This window comes from Pectobacterium sp. A5351 (assembly GCF_028335745.1).
Lineage (GTDB): Bacteria > Pseudomonadota > Gammaproteobacteria > Enterobacterales > Enterobacteriaceae > Pectobacterium.
This window is the reverse complement of record NZ_CP116477.1, coordinates 3,374,664-3,389,326: the sequence shown is the minus strand read 5'-3', so window position 1 is coordinate 3,389,326 and position 14,663 is coordinate 3,374,664. Positions and strand designations below refer to the sequence as shown.

General features: G+C 52.0%; 7 protein-coding genes, 2 tRNA genes and 4 rRNA genes. 8 read left to right on the top strand and 5 right to left on the bottom strand.

Annotated elements, in window-relative coordinates; all coding sequences use genetic code 11:
- Positions 1-327 precede the first annotated feature (327 nt).
- From O1Q74_RS15675 to O1Q74_RS15645, 7 genes are all read left to right on the top strand, one after another.
- A 16S ribosomal RNA gene (locus O1Q74_RS15675) occupies positions 328-1,869 on the top strand.
- An 86-nt stretch (positions 1,870-1,955) separates the two neighbouring features.
- Positions 1,956-2,031 (top strand) — tRNA-Glu (locus O1Q74_RS15670).
- Positions 2,032-2,282: 251 nt separating this feature from the next.
- Positions 2,283-5,189, top strand: a 23S ribosomal RNA gene (locus tag O1Q74_RS15665).
- 138 nt (positions 5,190-5,327) lie between these two features.
- Positions 5,328-5,443 (top strand): 5S ribosomal RNA (rrf, locus tag O1Q74_RS15660).
- A gap of 18 nt (positions 5,444-5,461) precedes the next feature.
- Positions 5,462-5,537 (top strand) — tRNA-Thr (locus tag O1Q74_RS15655).
- A gap of 37 nt (positions 5,538-5,574) precedes the next feature.
- Positions 5,575-5,690, top strand: a 5S ribosomal RNA gene (gene rrf / locus O1Q74_RS15650).
- Together the 16S, 23S and 5S rRNA genes with 2 tRNA genes alongside form the textbook arrangement of a ribosomal RNA operon.
- A 302-nt stretch (positions 5,691-5,992) precedes the next feature.
- A complete protein-coding gene (locus O1Q74_RS15645; RefSeq protein ID WP_271874556.1) occupies positions 5,993-7,273 on the top strand; it encodes an MFS transporter in 1,281 nt (426 codons plus the stop codon).
- Here O1Q74_RS15645 and O1Q74_RS15640 read toward each other — a convergent pair.
- The 5 genes from O1Q74_RS15640 to trxC form a co-directional block, all read right to left on the bottom strand.
- Positions 7,270-7,593, bottom strand: coding sequence for a YfiM family lipoprotein (locus tag O1Q74_RS15640; RefSeq protein ID WP_271874555.1), 324 nt, complete (start codon positions 7,591-7,593; stop codon positions 7,270-7,272). The two genes, O1Q74_RS15645 and O1Q74_RS15640, sit on opposite strands and share 4 nt — an antisense overlap.
- 64 nt (positions 7,594-7,657) lie before the next feature.
- On the bottom strand, positions 7,658-9,013 hold the full coding sequence (gene pssA, locus O1Q74_RS15635; protein ID WP_271878958.1) for a CDP-diacylglycerol--serine O-phosphatidyltransferase: 1,356 nt from the start codon (positions 9,011-9,013) through the stop codon (positions 7,658-7,660).
- A 189-nt stretch (positions 9,014-9,202) separates the two neighbouring features.
- Complete coding sequence (locus tag O1Q74_RS15630; RefSeq protein ID WP_271874554.1) at positions 9,203-11,851, bottom strand: bifunctional acetate--CoA ligase family protein/GNAT family N-acetyltransferase; 2,649 nt, start codon at positions 11,849-11,851, stop codon at positions 9,203-9,205.
- 33 nt (positions 11,852-11,884) lie between these two features.
- Positions 11,885-12,598 carry a tRNA-uridine aminocarboxypropyltransferase gene (locus tag O1Q74_RS15625; protein ID WP_271878956.1) on the bottom strand — a complete coding sequence of 238 codons (714 nt, stop codon included), beginning with the start codon at positions 12,596-12,598 and terminating at the stop codon, positions 11,885-11,887.
- 198 nt (positions 12,599-12,796) lie between these two features.
- Positions 12,797-13,216, bottom strand: a complete 420-nt coding sequence (gene trxC / locus O1Q74_RS15620) for a thioredoxin TrxC (protein ID WP_271874553.1) — start codon at positions 13,214-13,216, stop codon at positions 12,797-12,799.
- A gap of 249 nt (positions 13,217-13,465) precedes the next feature.
- On the opposite strand from trxC, the gene O1Q74_RS15615 reads away from it, so the two are divergent.
- Positions 13,466-14,614, top strand: a complete 1,149-nt coding sequence (locus O1Q74_RS15615) for a tRNA/rRNA methyltransferase (protein WP_271874552.1) — start codon at positions 13,466-13,468, stop codon at positions 14,612-14,614.
- Positions 14,615-14,663: the final 49 nt, after the last annotated feature.

Below are 14,663 nucleotides of genomic sequence, written 5' to 3'. Positions count from 1 at the left end.
TGCGCTTCTGAATCTGCTCCCTATAATGCGCCTCCATCGACACGGCGCTGTGAACACACAACCGGGTCGGTAAAGAAAGAGAAAACGCTTTAAAATAAGCGTTGACTCTAAAGGTGAAAAGCGTAATATACGCCACCTCGCGAAGCGGTTAAGGCTGCAACGCACTGCTCTTTAACAATTTAATCAGACAATCTGTGTGGGCACTCACAAGACCGTATCTTAACGATATAAAAAGTCTTGAAGAGTGAACAACAGTAAATTCATTACGAATAAACAGTTTTAATTCTTTGAGCATCGCTGACGAGTTCAGCAAATCAAACAAATCTTAAATTGAAGAGTTTGATCATGGCTCAGATTGAACGCTGGCGGCAGGCCTAACACATGCAAGTCGGGCGGTAGCACAGAGGAGCTTGCTCCTTGGGTGACGAGCGGCGGACGGGTGAGTAATGTCTGGGAAACTGCCTGATGGAGGGGGATAACTACTGGAAACGGTAGCTAATACCGCATAACGTCTTCGGACCAAAGCGGGGGACCTTCGGGCCTCGCGCCATCAGATGTGCCCAGATGGGATTAGCTGGTAGGTGAGGTAATGGCTCACCTAGGCGACGATCCCTAGCTGGTCTGAGAGGATGACCAGCCACACTGGAACTGAGACACGGTCCAGACTCCTACGGGAGGCAGCAGTGGGGAATATTGCACAATGGGCGCAAGCCTGATGCAGCCATGCCGCGTGTGTGAAGAAGGCCTTCGGGTTGTAAAGCACTTTCAGCGGGGAGGAAGGCGGTGAGGTTAATAACCTCATCGATTGACGTTACCCGCAGAAGAAGCACCGGCTAACTCCGTGCCAGCAGCCGCGGTAATACGGAGGGTGCAAGCGTTAATCGGAATGACTGGGCGTAAAGCGCACGCAGGCGGTTTGTTAAGTCAGATGTGAAATCCCCGAGCTTAACTTGGGAACTGCATTTGAAACTGGCAAGCTAGAGTCTTGTAGAGGGGGGTAGAATTCCAGGTGTAGCGGTGAAATGCGTAGAGATCTGGAGGAATACCGGTGGCGAAGGCGGCCCCCTGGACAAAGACTGACGCTCAGGTGCGAAAGCGTGGGGAGCAAACAGGATTAGATACCCTGGTAGTCCACGCTGTAAACGATGTCGATTTGGAGGTTGTGCCCTTGAGGCGTGGCTTCCGGAGCTAACGCGTTAAATCGACCGCCTGGGGAGTACGGCCGCAAGGTTAAAACTCAAATGAATTGACGGGGGCCCGCACAAGCGGTGGAGCATGTGGTTTAATTCGATGCAACGCGAAGAACCTTACCTACTCTTGACATCCACAGAATTCGGTAGAGATACCTTAGTGCCTTCGGGAACTGTGAGACAGGTGCTGCATGGCTGTCGTCAGCTCGTGTTGTGAAATGTTGGGTTAAGTCCCGCAACGAGCGCAACCCTTATCCTTTGTTGCCAGCGGTTAGGCCGGGAACTCAAAGGAGACTGCCAGTGATAAACTGGAGGAAGGTGGGGATGACGTCAAGTCATCATGGCCCTTACGAGTAGGGCTACACACGTGCTACAATGGCGTATACAAAGAGAAGCGACCTCGCGAGAGCAAGCGGACCTCATAAAGTACGTCGTAGTCCGGATTGGAGTCTGCAACTCGACTCCATGAAGTCGGAATCGCTAGTAATCGTAGATCAGAATGCTACGGTGAATACGTTCCCGGGCCTTGTACACACCGCCCGTCACACCATGGGAGTGGGTTGCAAAAGAAGTAGGTAGCTTAACCTTCGGGAGGGCGCTTACCACTTTGTGATTCATGACTGGGGTGAAGTCGTAACAAGGTAACCGTAGGGGAACCTGCGGTTGGATCACCTCCTTACCAAGAAGATGTGCGTTGAGTGAAGTGCTCACACAGATTGTCTGATGAAAATAATGAGCAAAAGCGTCAACAAAGTACGGTGTCGTGTCCCCTTCGTCTAGAGGCCTAGGACACCGCCCTTTCACGGCGGTAACAGGGGTTCGAATCCCCTAGGGGACGCCAGCGCATCCGACCATTCCGGTGAAAGCGGGGGTCTTCAGTAAGTCAACTACTTACCTCATATCTTAAAACTGATTAGCAATAGTCAGGGTTTAAGATATTGCTCTTTAACAATCTGGAACAAGCTGAAAATTGAAACATGACAGCTGAACATGCATGACTGCCTTCGGGTGAGTTGTGATGAATCAGTCTGTCAATGAGTCTCTCAAATAATCGCAGCGCGAATGTGTCTTCAAGACACCTTCGGGTTGTGAGGTTAAGCGACTAAGCGTACACGGTGGATGCCTAGGCAGTCAGAGGCGATGAAGGGCGTGCTAATCTGCGATAAGCGTCGGTAAGCTGATATGAAGCGTTATACCCGACGATACCCGAATGGGGAAACCCAGTGTGTTTCGACACACTATCATGACATGAATCCATAGTGTCATGAGGCGAACCGGGGGAACTGAAACATCTCAGTACCCCGAGGAAAAGAAATCAACCGAGATTCCCCCAGTAGCGGCGAGCGAACGGGGAGGAGCCCAGAACCTGAATCAGTTTGTGTGTGAGTGGAAGCGTCTGGAAAGTCGCACAGTAAAGGGTGATAGTCCCGTACACAAAAATGCACAAGTTGTGAGTTCGATGAGTAGGGCGGGACACGTGACATCCTGTCTGAATATGGGGGGACCATCCTCCAAGGCTAAATACTCCTGACTGACCGATAGTGAACCAGTACCGTGAGGGAAAGGCGAAAAGAACCCCGGCGAGGGGAGTGAAATAGAACCTGAAACCGTGTACGTACAAGCAGTGGGAGCCTACTTGTTAGGTGACTGCGTACCTTTTGTATAATGGGTCAGCGACTTATATTCTGTAGCAAGGTTAACCGAATAGGGGAGCCGCAGGGAAACCGAGTCTTAACTGGGCGTTAAGTTGCAGGGTATAGACCCGAAACCCGGTGATCTAGCCATGGGCAGGTTGAAGGTTGGGTAACACTAACTGGAGGACCGAACCGACTAATGTTGAAAAATTAGCGGATGACTTGTGGCTGGGGGTGAAAGGCCAATCAAACCGGGAGATAGCTGGTTCTCCCCGAAAGCTATTTAGGTAGCGCCTCGTGAATTCATCTTCGGGGGTAGAGCACTGTTTCGGCTAGGGGGTCATCCCGACTTACCAACCCGATGCAAACTACGAATACCGAAGAATGTTATCACGGGAGACACACGGCGGGTGCTAACGTTCGTCGTGAAGAGGGAAACAACCCAGACCGCCAGCTAAGGTCCCAAAGTCATGGTTAAGTGGGAAACGATGTGGGAAGGCACAGACAGCCAGGATGTTGGCTTAGAAGCAGCCATCATTTAAAGAAAGCGTAATAGCTCACTGGTCGAGTCGGCCTGCGCGGAAGATGTAACGGGGCTAAACCATGCACCGAAGCTGCGGCAGCGACACTCAGGTGTTGTTGGGTAGGGGAGCGTTCTGTAAGCCTGCGAAGGTGTCCTGTGAGGGGTGCTGGAGGTATCAGAAGTGCGAATGCTGACATAAGTAACGATAATGCGGGTGAAAAACCCGCACGCCGGAAGACCAAGGGTTCCTGTCCAACGTTAATCGGGGCAGGGTGAGTCGACCCCTAAGGCGAGGCTGAAAAGCGTAGTCGATGGGAAACAGGTTAATATTCCTGTACTGGGTGTTACTGCGAAGGGGGGACGGAGAAAGCTAGGTTATCCGGGCGACGGTTGTCCCGGTTTAAGCGTGAAGGTGGGTGACTTTGGTAAATCCGGGTCATCATTAACACTGAGGCGTGATGACGAGTCACTACGGTGATGAAGTAACTGATGCTACGCTTCCAGGAAAAGCCTCTAAGCTCCAGGTAACACCGAATCGTACCCCAAACCGACACAGGTGGTCAGGTAGAGAATACTCAGGCGCTTGAGAGAACTCGGGTGAAGGAACTAGGCAAAATGGTGCCGTAACTTCGGGAGAAGGCACGCTGGTGTAAGGTGAAGTCCCTCGCGGATGGAGCTGAGACCAGTCGAAGATACCAGCTGGCTGCAACTGTTTAATAAAAACACAGCACTGTGCAAACACGAAAGTGGACGTATACGGTGTGACGCCTGCCCGGTGCCGGAAGGTTAATTGATGGGGTCAGCCGCAAGGCGAAGCTCTTGATCGAAGCCCCGGTAAACGGCGGCCGTAACTATAACGGTCCTAAGGTAGCGAAATTCCTTGTCGGGTAAGTTCCGACCTGCACGAATGGCGTAATGATGGCCAGGCTGTCTCCACCCGAGACTCAGTGAAATTGAACTCGCTGTGAAGATGCAGTGTACCCGCGGCAAGACGGAAAGACCCCGTGAACCTTTACTATAGCTTGACACTGAACCTTGAGCCTTGATGTGTAGGATAGGTGGGAGGCTTTGAAGCGTGGACGCCAGTCTGCGTGGAGCCGACCTTGAAATACCACCCTTTAATGTTTGATGTTCTAACGTGGGCCCGTAATCCGGGTTGCGGACAGTGTCTGGTGGGTAGTTTGACTGGGGCGGTCTCCTCCCAAAGCGTAACGGAGGAGCACGAAGGTTAGCTAATCCTGGTCGGACATCAGGAGGTTAGTGCAAAGGCATAAGCTAGCTTGACTGCGAGAGTGACAGCTCGAGCAGGTGCGAAAGCAGGTCTTAGTGATCCGGTGGTTCTGAATGGAAGGGCCATCGCTCAACGGATAAAAGGTACTCCGGGGATAACAGGCTGATACCGCCCAAGAGTTCATATCGACGGCGGTGTTTGGCACCTCGATGTCGGCTCATCACATCCTGGGGCTGAAGTAGGTCCCAAGGGTATGGCTGTTCGCCATTTAAAGTGGTACGCGAGCTGGGTTTAGAACGTCGTGAGACAGTTCGGTCCCTATCTGCCGTGGGCGTTGGAAGATTGAGAGGGGTTGCTCCTAGTACGAGAGGACCGGAGTGAACGCACCACTGGTGTACGGGTTGTGATGCCAATTGCATTGCCCGGTAGCTAAGTGCGGAAGAGATAACCGCTGAAAGCATCTAAGCGGGAAACTTGCCTCGAGATGAGTCTTCCCTGGGCACTTGATGCCCCTGAAGGGCCGTTGAAGACGACGACGTAGATAGGCTGGGTGTGTAAGCGTAGCGATACGTTGAGCTAACCAGTACTAATGACCCGAGAGGCTTAACCTTACAACACCGAAGGTGTTTTGTGAGATGACTCATAGAGAAGTGTTTTGATATTTAGCTTGTTCGAAGATTGGTTCTGATGGTTGTACACAAACACACGAAAGTGAGTGAAGTACAACGGTTGGAATGAAACAGAATTTGCCTGGCGGCGATAGCGCGGTGGTCCCACCTGACCCCATGCCGAACTCAGAAGTGAAACGCCGTAGCGCCGATGGTAGTGTGGGGCTTCCCCATGTGAGAGTAGGGAACTGCCAGGCATCAATTTATACAGGTGCGCTGATATGGCTCAGTTGGTAGAGCGCACCCTTGGTAAGGGTGAGGTCCCCAGTTCGACTCTGGGTATCAGCACCAGTTATTTGGGTTAATGTTCGGCTTAAAAAAGAATTTACCTGGCGGCGATAGCGCGGTGGTCCCACCTGACCCCATGCCGAACTCAGAAGTGAAACGCCGTAGCGCCGATGGTAGTGTGGGGCTTCCCCATGTGAGAGTAGGGAACTGCCAGGTTTCAATTAAAACAAAAGGCCATCCTTAATAGGATGGCCTTTTGTTTATTTATATTTCAGAATTCTAGATTTTTCCTTTCCCCAAATAAACAGAGCTTATCTTTTTATTAACCCACCTCATAATAACGTCTTGCTTAGTGCCTCTTATTTATCCATGTTTCAGCTAAGAGTGATTAAATGCTCAGGTTTCGTTGTTACATTAATAAATTATTACAATCAGGAACTTTTTGCCTCAAGGTTTAAGTGCTGCTTTACTATAGCGGGCATAGTTTTATGCCCGAGAAAACAGGAGAATAAAATAAGATGACTGATCTAACGGATAATGCGAAAGATACGCGTCAGCGGATCCGAGCAATTGTTGGCGCTTCATCGGGTAATTTGGTTGAGTGGTTTGACTTTTATGTTTATTCCTTTTGCTCAATCTATTTTGCCCATATCTTTTTCCCTTCGGGAAATACCACGACTCAATTACTACAAACAGCAGGGGTTTTTGCAGCAGGCTTTTTAATGAGACCGATCGGTGGTTGGCTTTTCGGTTACATTGCTGACAAGCATGGTCGTAAAAATTCAATGCTAATTTCGGTTTGTATGATGTGTTTTGGCTCTCTGGTGATTGCATGTTTACCGGGATATGAAACCATTGGTACCTGGGCACCCTTTTTGCTGCTATTAGCCCGTTTGTTTCAGGGGCTTTCTGTCGGGGGGGAATACGGCACCAGCGCAACGTATATGAGTGAAGTGGCCGTTGAAGGAAGAAAGGGATTTTATGCTTCTTTTCAATATGTCACGCTGATTGGTGGTCAATTGCTGGCATTGTTAGTGGTTGTGATATTGCAGCAGCTCCTAAGTGATGAAGATTTACGGGCGTGGGGATGGCGTATTCCTTTTGCTCTTGGCGCGATTCTAGCGATAGTTGCGCTGTATTTACGCCGCTCTCTGAATGAAACGTCAGATAAAACGACCCGCGAGCATAAAGATGCGGGCTCGCTTGCGGGTTTGTGGAAACATCGTCGCGCCTTTATTACCGTGTTAGGTTTTACGGCAGGTGGTTCCTTAGCTTTTTATACTTTTACCACTTACATGCAAAAGTATCTGATGAATACGGCAGGGATGGATGCGAAAACCGCTAGCGGATTAATGACTCTCGCGTTGTTTATCTTTATGTTGCTACAACCTTTCTTTGGTGCGGTGTCTGATAAGATTGGCCGCCGCAGTTCAATGCTCTGCTTCGGTGGGCTTGCTGCACTGCTGACGGTTCCCATTCTGATGGTGCTGCAAAATGTGACTAGCCCCGTTCTTGCTTTCTCGCTGGTGATGCTTTCACTGATTATTGTCAGTTTCTATACGTCCATCAGTGGCATTTTAAAAGCTGAAATGTTCCCGCCCGAAGTCCGTGCGTTAGGTGTAGGCTTATCTTATGCCGTTGCTAATGCATTGTTTGGTGGCTCGGCTGAATATGTTGCGTTGTCGCTGAAATCGTTTGGTATGGAAACGGCTTTCTTCTGGTATGTCTCGGCAATGGGAGCGATTGCGTTTATTGTGTCGCTAACGCTGCATCGCAAAGGCAAAGGGATGAAACTTTAGTGTTCAGATAATTGCCATAACGCATAGCCGGTGGTGGCACCGGCTACATCCCAAACAAGATCCTGCCAACTCCAGCCGGTTCCGCCTTCTCGGCTATCATAAAGCTCTTTTGCCATGCCGAGGCTGATTGACAACATAATGCCGAACCCTCCGCTACGATCTGAGCTCCAGTGCTGATGAGTACCATACTCATATCCGGCGGCGCTGATGGCGGCTGAGGCGAGAAAATGTTGGGCTTTATCCTGACCTGTCCAGCGATCTTGCGCGATGTGACTGCATCCAGAACAGCAAATCATTGCGGCAACGCACAGTAAACGCATAGCGCTTCTCCATAGAGAATAAAAAACCTCGGAAGCCGAGGTTGTTCAAAGTATAGCGTGAGTCTTAGAGAATGCGACTGATGAGCCGATCGATACGAATACGGCGCAGGCGTCGTATTAGCTTACGGACTTTCACCGGATATTGCGTGATGCTTTCCAGTTCCATATAGCTTTTTACGATGTGGGTATGCGTTCTGATTTTATCTAGCTCGTCCAGACGTTGCTGTAATAACACCTGCTGAGGATCGTGAATCAGGATGGCGTTTTCCAAATCCAGGCGCCACGCGCGCGGGTTAAGGTTATTCCCCGTCAGCAGTTGCCATTTGTCATCCACCCACATGCCTTTCAAGTGGAAACTGTTGTCGCCGTCTTTCCATAGGCGCACAACAAGCTGTTGGTTCTCAATGTAGCGTTCCAGACGACTCAAGAAGCGGCGCAGGTTGATCTCATAGAGATAGGGTAATGCGCCAATGATTTTGAAAGGCTGGTCTTCTGGGATATAGAAGTCATTGGCGGTCTTATCGCCAATAATAATTTCTACTTTCTTGCCATCCCGCAATAATCGGATGATATTTCTGACCAGCAGCGCTGGCAGGTTGAAATACGGGGTACAGATGACCAGATGCTCATCGGCGCAATACATCAGGTGATGTATGGTCTTGTTCAGCGGGCTTTGCTTTCCTAATCCGACCAATGGCGTGACGGTTAATTCGTTCGCATCCGCGCTGTGCTCCGGTGCCTGATAGCTGGCGGTACGCAACGTTTGGCGAAACTGCTTGATATCGTTCTTGATTTCCAGACTCTTCGGGCGATCGGTATGATCCAACCGCTGCACTGCCGGTGCCGACAGCATTGTCTGGATGTATTGCACCATCGTATCAGCCAATACCGGATTATGGATCAACTGATAGCGATCATAGCGGTACTTCTGATGCTGATGCAGATAAACATCATTCAGGCTGGCTCCGCTATAGATGACCGTGTCATCGATAATGAACCCTTTCAGGTGCAGCACGCCCAATGCTTCGCGCGTGTTGACTGGAATACCATAGATAGGGAAATGCGTGTCTGGATGTTTTTTCGCCATGTCGCAATACCAATCGGCATTGGTATTTTCTGCCGCTGCGCCGATCCTGCCACGCTGAGCACGATGCCAGTCTACCAAAACACGGACATCCAGCTCCGGACACTGCCGTTTGGCTTCATAAATTGCAGATAGAATCCCCATGCCGCCATCGTCACGTTCAAGATACAACGCCACGATATAGACGCGCTTTTTAGCGCTCAAAATGGCGTTAATCAGCGTCGTGCGGAAAAGCTCAGGCGAATGCAACGTCTGAACATCATCTGCGTTCTGAGGGATTCTGGGCAGTTGTGCAAGGTGCTGTTGGTATTTATTGCGTTTAAAATTTGACAGCATCACAGTGCGTTTCTTCTCTCATCAGTTTATACCCACCATACTTCGAGCTGCACTAGGGTATATGACCTTCTGGTCATTATCAAAAGTTAAGGAGTAGCCGAATGGGCGATAATACCATTACTTTCCGGCTGTTGTGACCCTGTTTTGTGATAACAATTCCCGCGGCAAGAGCCATGTCACGTCGTGCGATCAGTCTTTCAGCGGCAATTCCAGCGTCACAATACCCTCTTCTAATTGTACGTCGATGTGAAAACCGAGCTTTTTGGACAGCTGGATCATGCCTTGATTATGCGGCATGGTGATGCCAGTCAAGCGGGAGAGACCGTGCGCCCGTGCGTAATCAATCAGCTTTTCCAACAACCGTCTGCCAAGGCCCAGTCCTTTTAGATCGGATCGCACTAGCACGGCAAATTCCGCATCCGTATTATCTGGATCGGAAATCGCGCGCGTCACGCCAATAATCTCTGTTTCCCCACCGAGCTGGCGTACGGCAACGAATGCCATCTCACGATCGTAGTCAATTTGCGTCATATTGGCTAAGTCTTCGTGAGTAAATTCATTAATTTCGCTGAAATAACGGTAATACAGGTCTTCTTTCGTCACCCTTGCGATGAACGAGCTGAGCAGCGGTTCGTCTTCCGGCAAAATCGGTCTGAACAGGCAATGCTCACCATTTTTGAGGATGACCGTTTCTTCCAATTCATGTGGGTAGGGGCGGATTGCCAGCCTTGACTGGGGATCGCCACTGAACGGCGTCAGATGCAGCGTGACATCCAGCAGCGTAAACGCATCCCCGGACGCCAGCAGGGGATGAATATCTAGCCGGGAAATTTCAGGGCAGTCGAGAATCAGGTTGGAAACCTGCACCAGCAAACGGCTGAGCGCGGGAATATCCAGCGGGCGCAACGCGCTGTATTCACGAATCTTACCGCCTTTCACAGCTTGCAGCACCAGATAGCGAGCCAGCGTCATATTCAGCGGAGGCAGGGCGACGGCGGCCTGTTTTTCTTGCCACTCAACGCCGCCTTCACCCAACATAATCAGCGGGCCGAAAACGGGATCTTGTTCGACGGCAATCCTGAGCTCCTGCGCCCCGGCACGATTTGCCATGCTCTGCACCAACAGGCCGTAAATACGCGCCTGCGGATAGGTATGTTTCACCCGGTCAAGAATGGCATCTGCCGCCTGCTGGACTTCTCTGGCGGTTCGCAGGTATAGCATAACGCCCTGTACTTCCGATTTATGCGGAATATCTGGCGATCTCAGCTTAATCGCGACCGGGTAGCCAATCTGCTCGGCAATATGGACGGCTTCTGCACTGTCGCCAGCAATCCAGGTGGGTAAGGTATTTAAACCATAGGCTTGCAGAATTGGCTGAACTTCATGCGTATCGAGCTGGGTGACGCCATCTGACAGTGCCTGATGAATTAGCGCATGTGCCTGACTGGCGTTGATGCCTAAATCCAGCGGCAGCGCTGGGGTTTCCTTTAACTGTTTCTGATTACGTCGGTATTCGACGATATGCATAAATGCCGTTACCGCGCCTTCTGGCGTGCGATAGGTCGGAATGCCGGCGTCGTTAAACAAGCGCCGCGCTTCCTGCGAGGAGAATTCGCCGCACCAGTTGGTCAGCAGCGTAATTCTTTTCCCACGCGGATGCTGTTGGAAGAGCGTAATCAATTGCGCAGCGCTATCGGTGCCAGGTGCGGCAGCGCTGGGCGCGTGAATGATCAAGAGCGCATCGACGTCGTCACTGTCCAGTAGGACCGAAATCGCTGCCTGATAGCGAGCGGCTGTCGCATCATCACGCAGATCGAGCGGATTACCAATAGTAACGGTCTGCGGCAATGCTTCCTGTAGCGCTTGACGGGGCGCCTCGCTGAGCTGTGCCAGTTTGCCTTGTCGGCTGAGAAGCTGATCCAGCGCCTGTGCGGCCGGTGACGCACCGTTGCTCACCAACATCAAGCGTTCACCGCGTAGCGGTCGCAGGTGACTTAAGGTTTCCACTGCGGAAAACAGCTCATGCGTATCCCGTACCCGCAGCAAACCTGCACGTTGAATGGCTGCGTCATAAGCGGCATCCAGACCGTGGCGTTGGTCATTCAGCAGTTGCTGTGCCTGCTGGCTGCGCCCGCTTTTGATCACCAATATCGGTTTATTTCGGGAGGCGCTCCGAGAGGCGGAAAGGAAGCGGCGGGCATCGCTGATGTGTTCCAGGTGCAGCAGAATCGCGCTGGTTTTGCCATCGCGTGCCAGAAAATCTAGCAGATCGTCGACATCAATATCCAGGCTGTCGCCCAGAGCGATGAAATAGGAAAAGCCAATACCGCGCTGTTGCGCCCAGTCCAATATGGTGTTGGACACAGCGGCTGACTGCGAAATAAATGCCAGTTTGCCTTTCATAATCGGGACTGGGGAGAAACTGGCATTCAGGCCTTGCCAGGGGGCGAGTAGCCCGAGGCTGTTGGGACCAAGCAGGCGCATGTGATAGCGCACCGCGCAGGTTTTTAATTCGCTGAACTGGGTCGGCGGTGCGGAGAGAATGATGACGGTCTTGCAGCCTTTCTGTCCCAGTTCCTCTAACAGCGTCAGATTACGGCTGGCGTTGGTGCAAATCACGGCAAGGTCGGGTGTCATAGGCAGGCTGGCGACAGTCGGATAGGCCAGTACGCCGCAAACGGCACGATATTTCGGTGTAACAGGCAGCACGGGGCCGCTGAAATGGCCGTCCAACAAGTTTTTCATCATCAGAAAACCGGCTCTTCCCGGCTTTTCGGATGCGCCGAGAACGGCAATAGACTTAGGGCGTAACAGTGCTTCCAATCCGCGCTGGCTCATGCGTCACTCCTTACACATCAATCCCCTTTGATACTAAACGCTTTCTGCCGGTTGTGCTGTGACGATGGGTAAATTTTCCCGCACGCTGTGGTGCGATTTCCCCGCCAGATAGTGTCGCCGGAAACGGTCAAAGTGCTGCGATAGCGCGTCAGCCGCAACGGTGTCGCCTGCCTGAGCGAGCAGAGCGATAGCAATCTCGGCGGTGCAGTGTTGTCCTGCGTTGCTGGCTTCACGCAGTTGATAGCGGGACAGTGCCTCTACATTCAGCGACAGGATCGGCAGATTGTCCAGATAAGGGCTTTTGCGGAACATTTTACGTGCTTCCGGCCAGGTACCATCAAGCAAGACAAACAGGGCGGGCTTTTCCGTTGCGGGAAGCTGGTGAAACACCTGGCGTCCTTCTTCCGCGGCATCGGCAAGGAAAACCAGATACGGCTGAACGTCCGGGTTTTGCAGAGTAGCAAGCAACTCGGGATCGGGATCGGTGCGTGACCAGCGAAACGCCTGCGTCTCAGGGAGAATATCGGCGATAAGACGTCCGGTATTGCTCGGCTTTAACGGCTCGGTATCAAACATCACCAGGCAGAAGCGGCTGCGGGATGGCTGCACCTGAATGGTGTGGCACAGACAGTTGGTGGCGGGCAACAAACACTGCTGGCAGCGTACGACGCGGCAGCCACGGGCGCGGAACGGTTTAGTTGACTGCTCAAGACGCTGCTGGCGCAGGCGGAGTACGGCATTGTCCATGGTAGGACGGTTGACCATTAAAGGATGGTTGATCATGAAATAGGTGACGCCATGAGATTCTGCAACGAACCTGCTTCGTTTTCACTATTGGGAAGCAGGTTCAGAAAGGCGACATTCTAATCGACAGGCGGGTTGACCAAAAGAGGCGCGAGCAATTATGCCCACGTTCCCACTATAACGTTTTACAGCGGCAACGTTTTACAGCGACTCGTCCAGCCAGCTCTCAAACGGTGCTTTTGGCAGCGCGCCGTTGAGGATATCGACCATTTGCCCCTGTTTGAAGATCATGAGGGTTGGAATGCTACGAATACGGAAACGCGTGCTGAGTGCCGGTTCGGCTTCGGTATTGACCTTAATAAAGCGAACTTTCCCGCTGCGCTCCTGTGCGACGCTTTCAAATACAGGGGCGAAGTTGACGCAGGGGCCACACCAGGGTGCCCAGAAATCGATGACAACCGGCAGATCGTCCTGTAGCAACTTATCCAGCGTTGCTTCTGTAGCATTGATAATTTCGCCGCTGAATAAGGTTTCTCCGCAACGGCCACACTTGGCGTGGTCATCAACACGCGCTTCTGGCAAGCGATTGGTTGTTTGGCAAGATCCACATACCGTATTCATAACAGGGCCTCAGATAAAAGGGCTAAAATAGAGATGTCGCTGATAAAATGCGCGTAATACGGCATTGGAAAGTCAACGGCATGTTGCTTAAAAGTGAATAAATTATGATGGGGAGACATGATGGCAACAACGTGGTTTGCCCAATAGCTACAATAGCTTCTGACTGTTAGCGCTCTTTTACCACAAGCGTGTGGCTAAGCGGGTGTACATAAGGTAATCTTCGCGCCCAGCGCGTAGGTGGAGAAAACAATGAGCGATTCATTCAATAGTAAAAGCGGCAAAGTCCGTGTGATGTACGTCCGCAGTGATGATGAGGGCGAGAAAGAGAATAAAAACAAGCGCCCAGTTGACAAAGCTCGTCGTGGCGATCGGCGTGATGGCGGCGGTTCACGAGATCCGCGTGAAAAGCCGAAGCATCCGCGCGACGTTAACCCGCGCTATGCCCGGGAAAATCCGTCCCGCGACGGCGAGAGTAATAAAACGCCGTGGGGCAATAAAGATCGTAACGAACGCAGCGGCGATCGTCCTCGTCGTCCGCGTGGTGAAGAAACTGGGGGGTATGAATCCCCGTGGAAAACCGTGTCTCGTGCGCCGGGCGACAGCGAAACGCCGGATCACGGCGGTATTACGGGCAAAAGCCAGATCGATCCTGAGCAACTGCGTCGCCAGCGTCAGGAAGAAACACGTGTTTACGGCGAGAATGCCTGTCAGGCGCTGTTTAAAAACCGTTCTGAGGTGATTGTTCGCGCCTGGTTCCTGCAAGAAGTGACGCCGCGTTTCCGCGATGCACTGCGCTGGATGGCGGCAAACCGCAAGGCTTACCACGTTGTGGAAGAGGAAGAGCTGATTAAGGCCTCCGGTACTGAACACCACGGCGGCGTCTGCTTCCTGATTAAAAAGCGTCAGGGCATGGATGTGCGTGAGTACCTGAAAACAGCGGGTGAGCACGACTGTGTACTGGCGCTGGAAGATGTGGGTAACCCGCACAACCTCGGCGGCATTATGCGCAGCTGCGCGCATTTCGGCGTAAAAGGTATTCTGGTGCAGGATGCGGCGCTGCTGGAATCCGGTGCGGCCGTGCGTACGGCAGAAGGCGGGGCGGAACACGTTAAAGCGATTAACGCTGACGATTTCCTGTCCGTGCTGGCGGAATTCCGTCGCGCTGGCTACACCATCGTGACCACATCCAGTCATAAAGGCACGGCATTGTCGCAGGCGACGCTTCCGGCGAAAACCGTGATCGTGCTGGGGCAGGAAGGGGATGGTCTGTCTGATAGCGCCTGGCAACAGGGGGATGTGAAAGTCTCTATCGGCGGTACTGGTAAGGTTGAAAGTCTGAATATTTCGGTCGCAACGGGCATTTTGCTGTCCGAATGGTGGCGACAGAATCAGGCCTGATCATTGCACGTTGGCTTTCAGGGGGAATTCCCCCCTGAGAAGGCGTAAC

Excerpts from the sequence above, each read along its gene's own strand:
- O1Q74_RS15645 (WP_271874556.1), top strand. The coding sequence starts at position 5,993 with ATGACTGATCTAACGGATAATGCGAAAGATACGCGTCAGCGGATCCGA.
- O1Q74_RS15640 (WP_271874555.1), bottom strand. The coding sequence starts at position 7,593 with ATGCGTTTACTGTGCGTTGCCGCAATGATTTGCTGTTCTGGATGCAGT.
- pssA (WP_271878958.1), bottom strand. The coding sequence starts at position 9,013 with ATGCTGTCAAATTTTAAACGCAATAAATACCAACAGCACCTTGCACAA.
- O1Q74_RS15630 (WP_271874554.1), bottom strand. The coding sequence starts at position 11,851 with ATGAGCCAGCGCGGATTGGAAGCACTGTTACGCCCTAAGTCTATTGCC.
- O1Q74_RS15625 (WP_271878956.1), bottom strand. The coding sequence starts at position 12,598 with ATGGACAATGCCGTACTCCGCCTGCGCCAGCAGCGTCTTGAGCAGTCA.
- trxC (WP_271874553.1), bottom strand. The coding sequence starts at position 13,216 with ATGAATACGGTATGTGGATCTTGCCAAACAACCAATCGCTTGCCAGAA.
- O1Q74_RS15615 (WP_271874552.1), top strand. The coding sequence starts at position 13,466 with ATGAGCGATTCATTCAATAGTAAAAGCGGCAAAGTCCGTGTGATGTAC.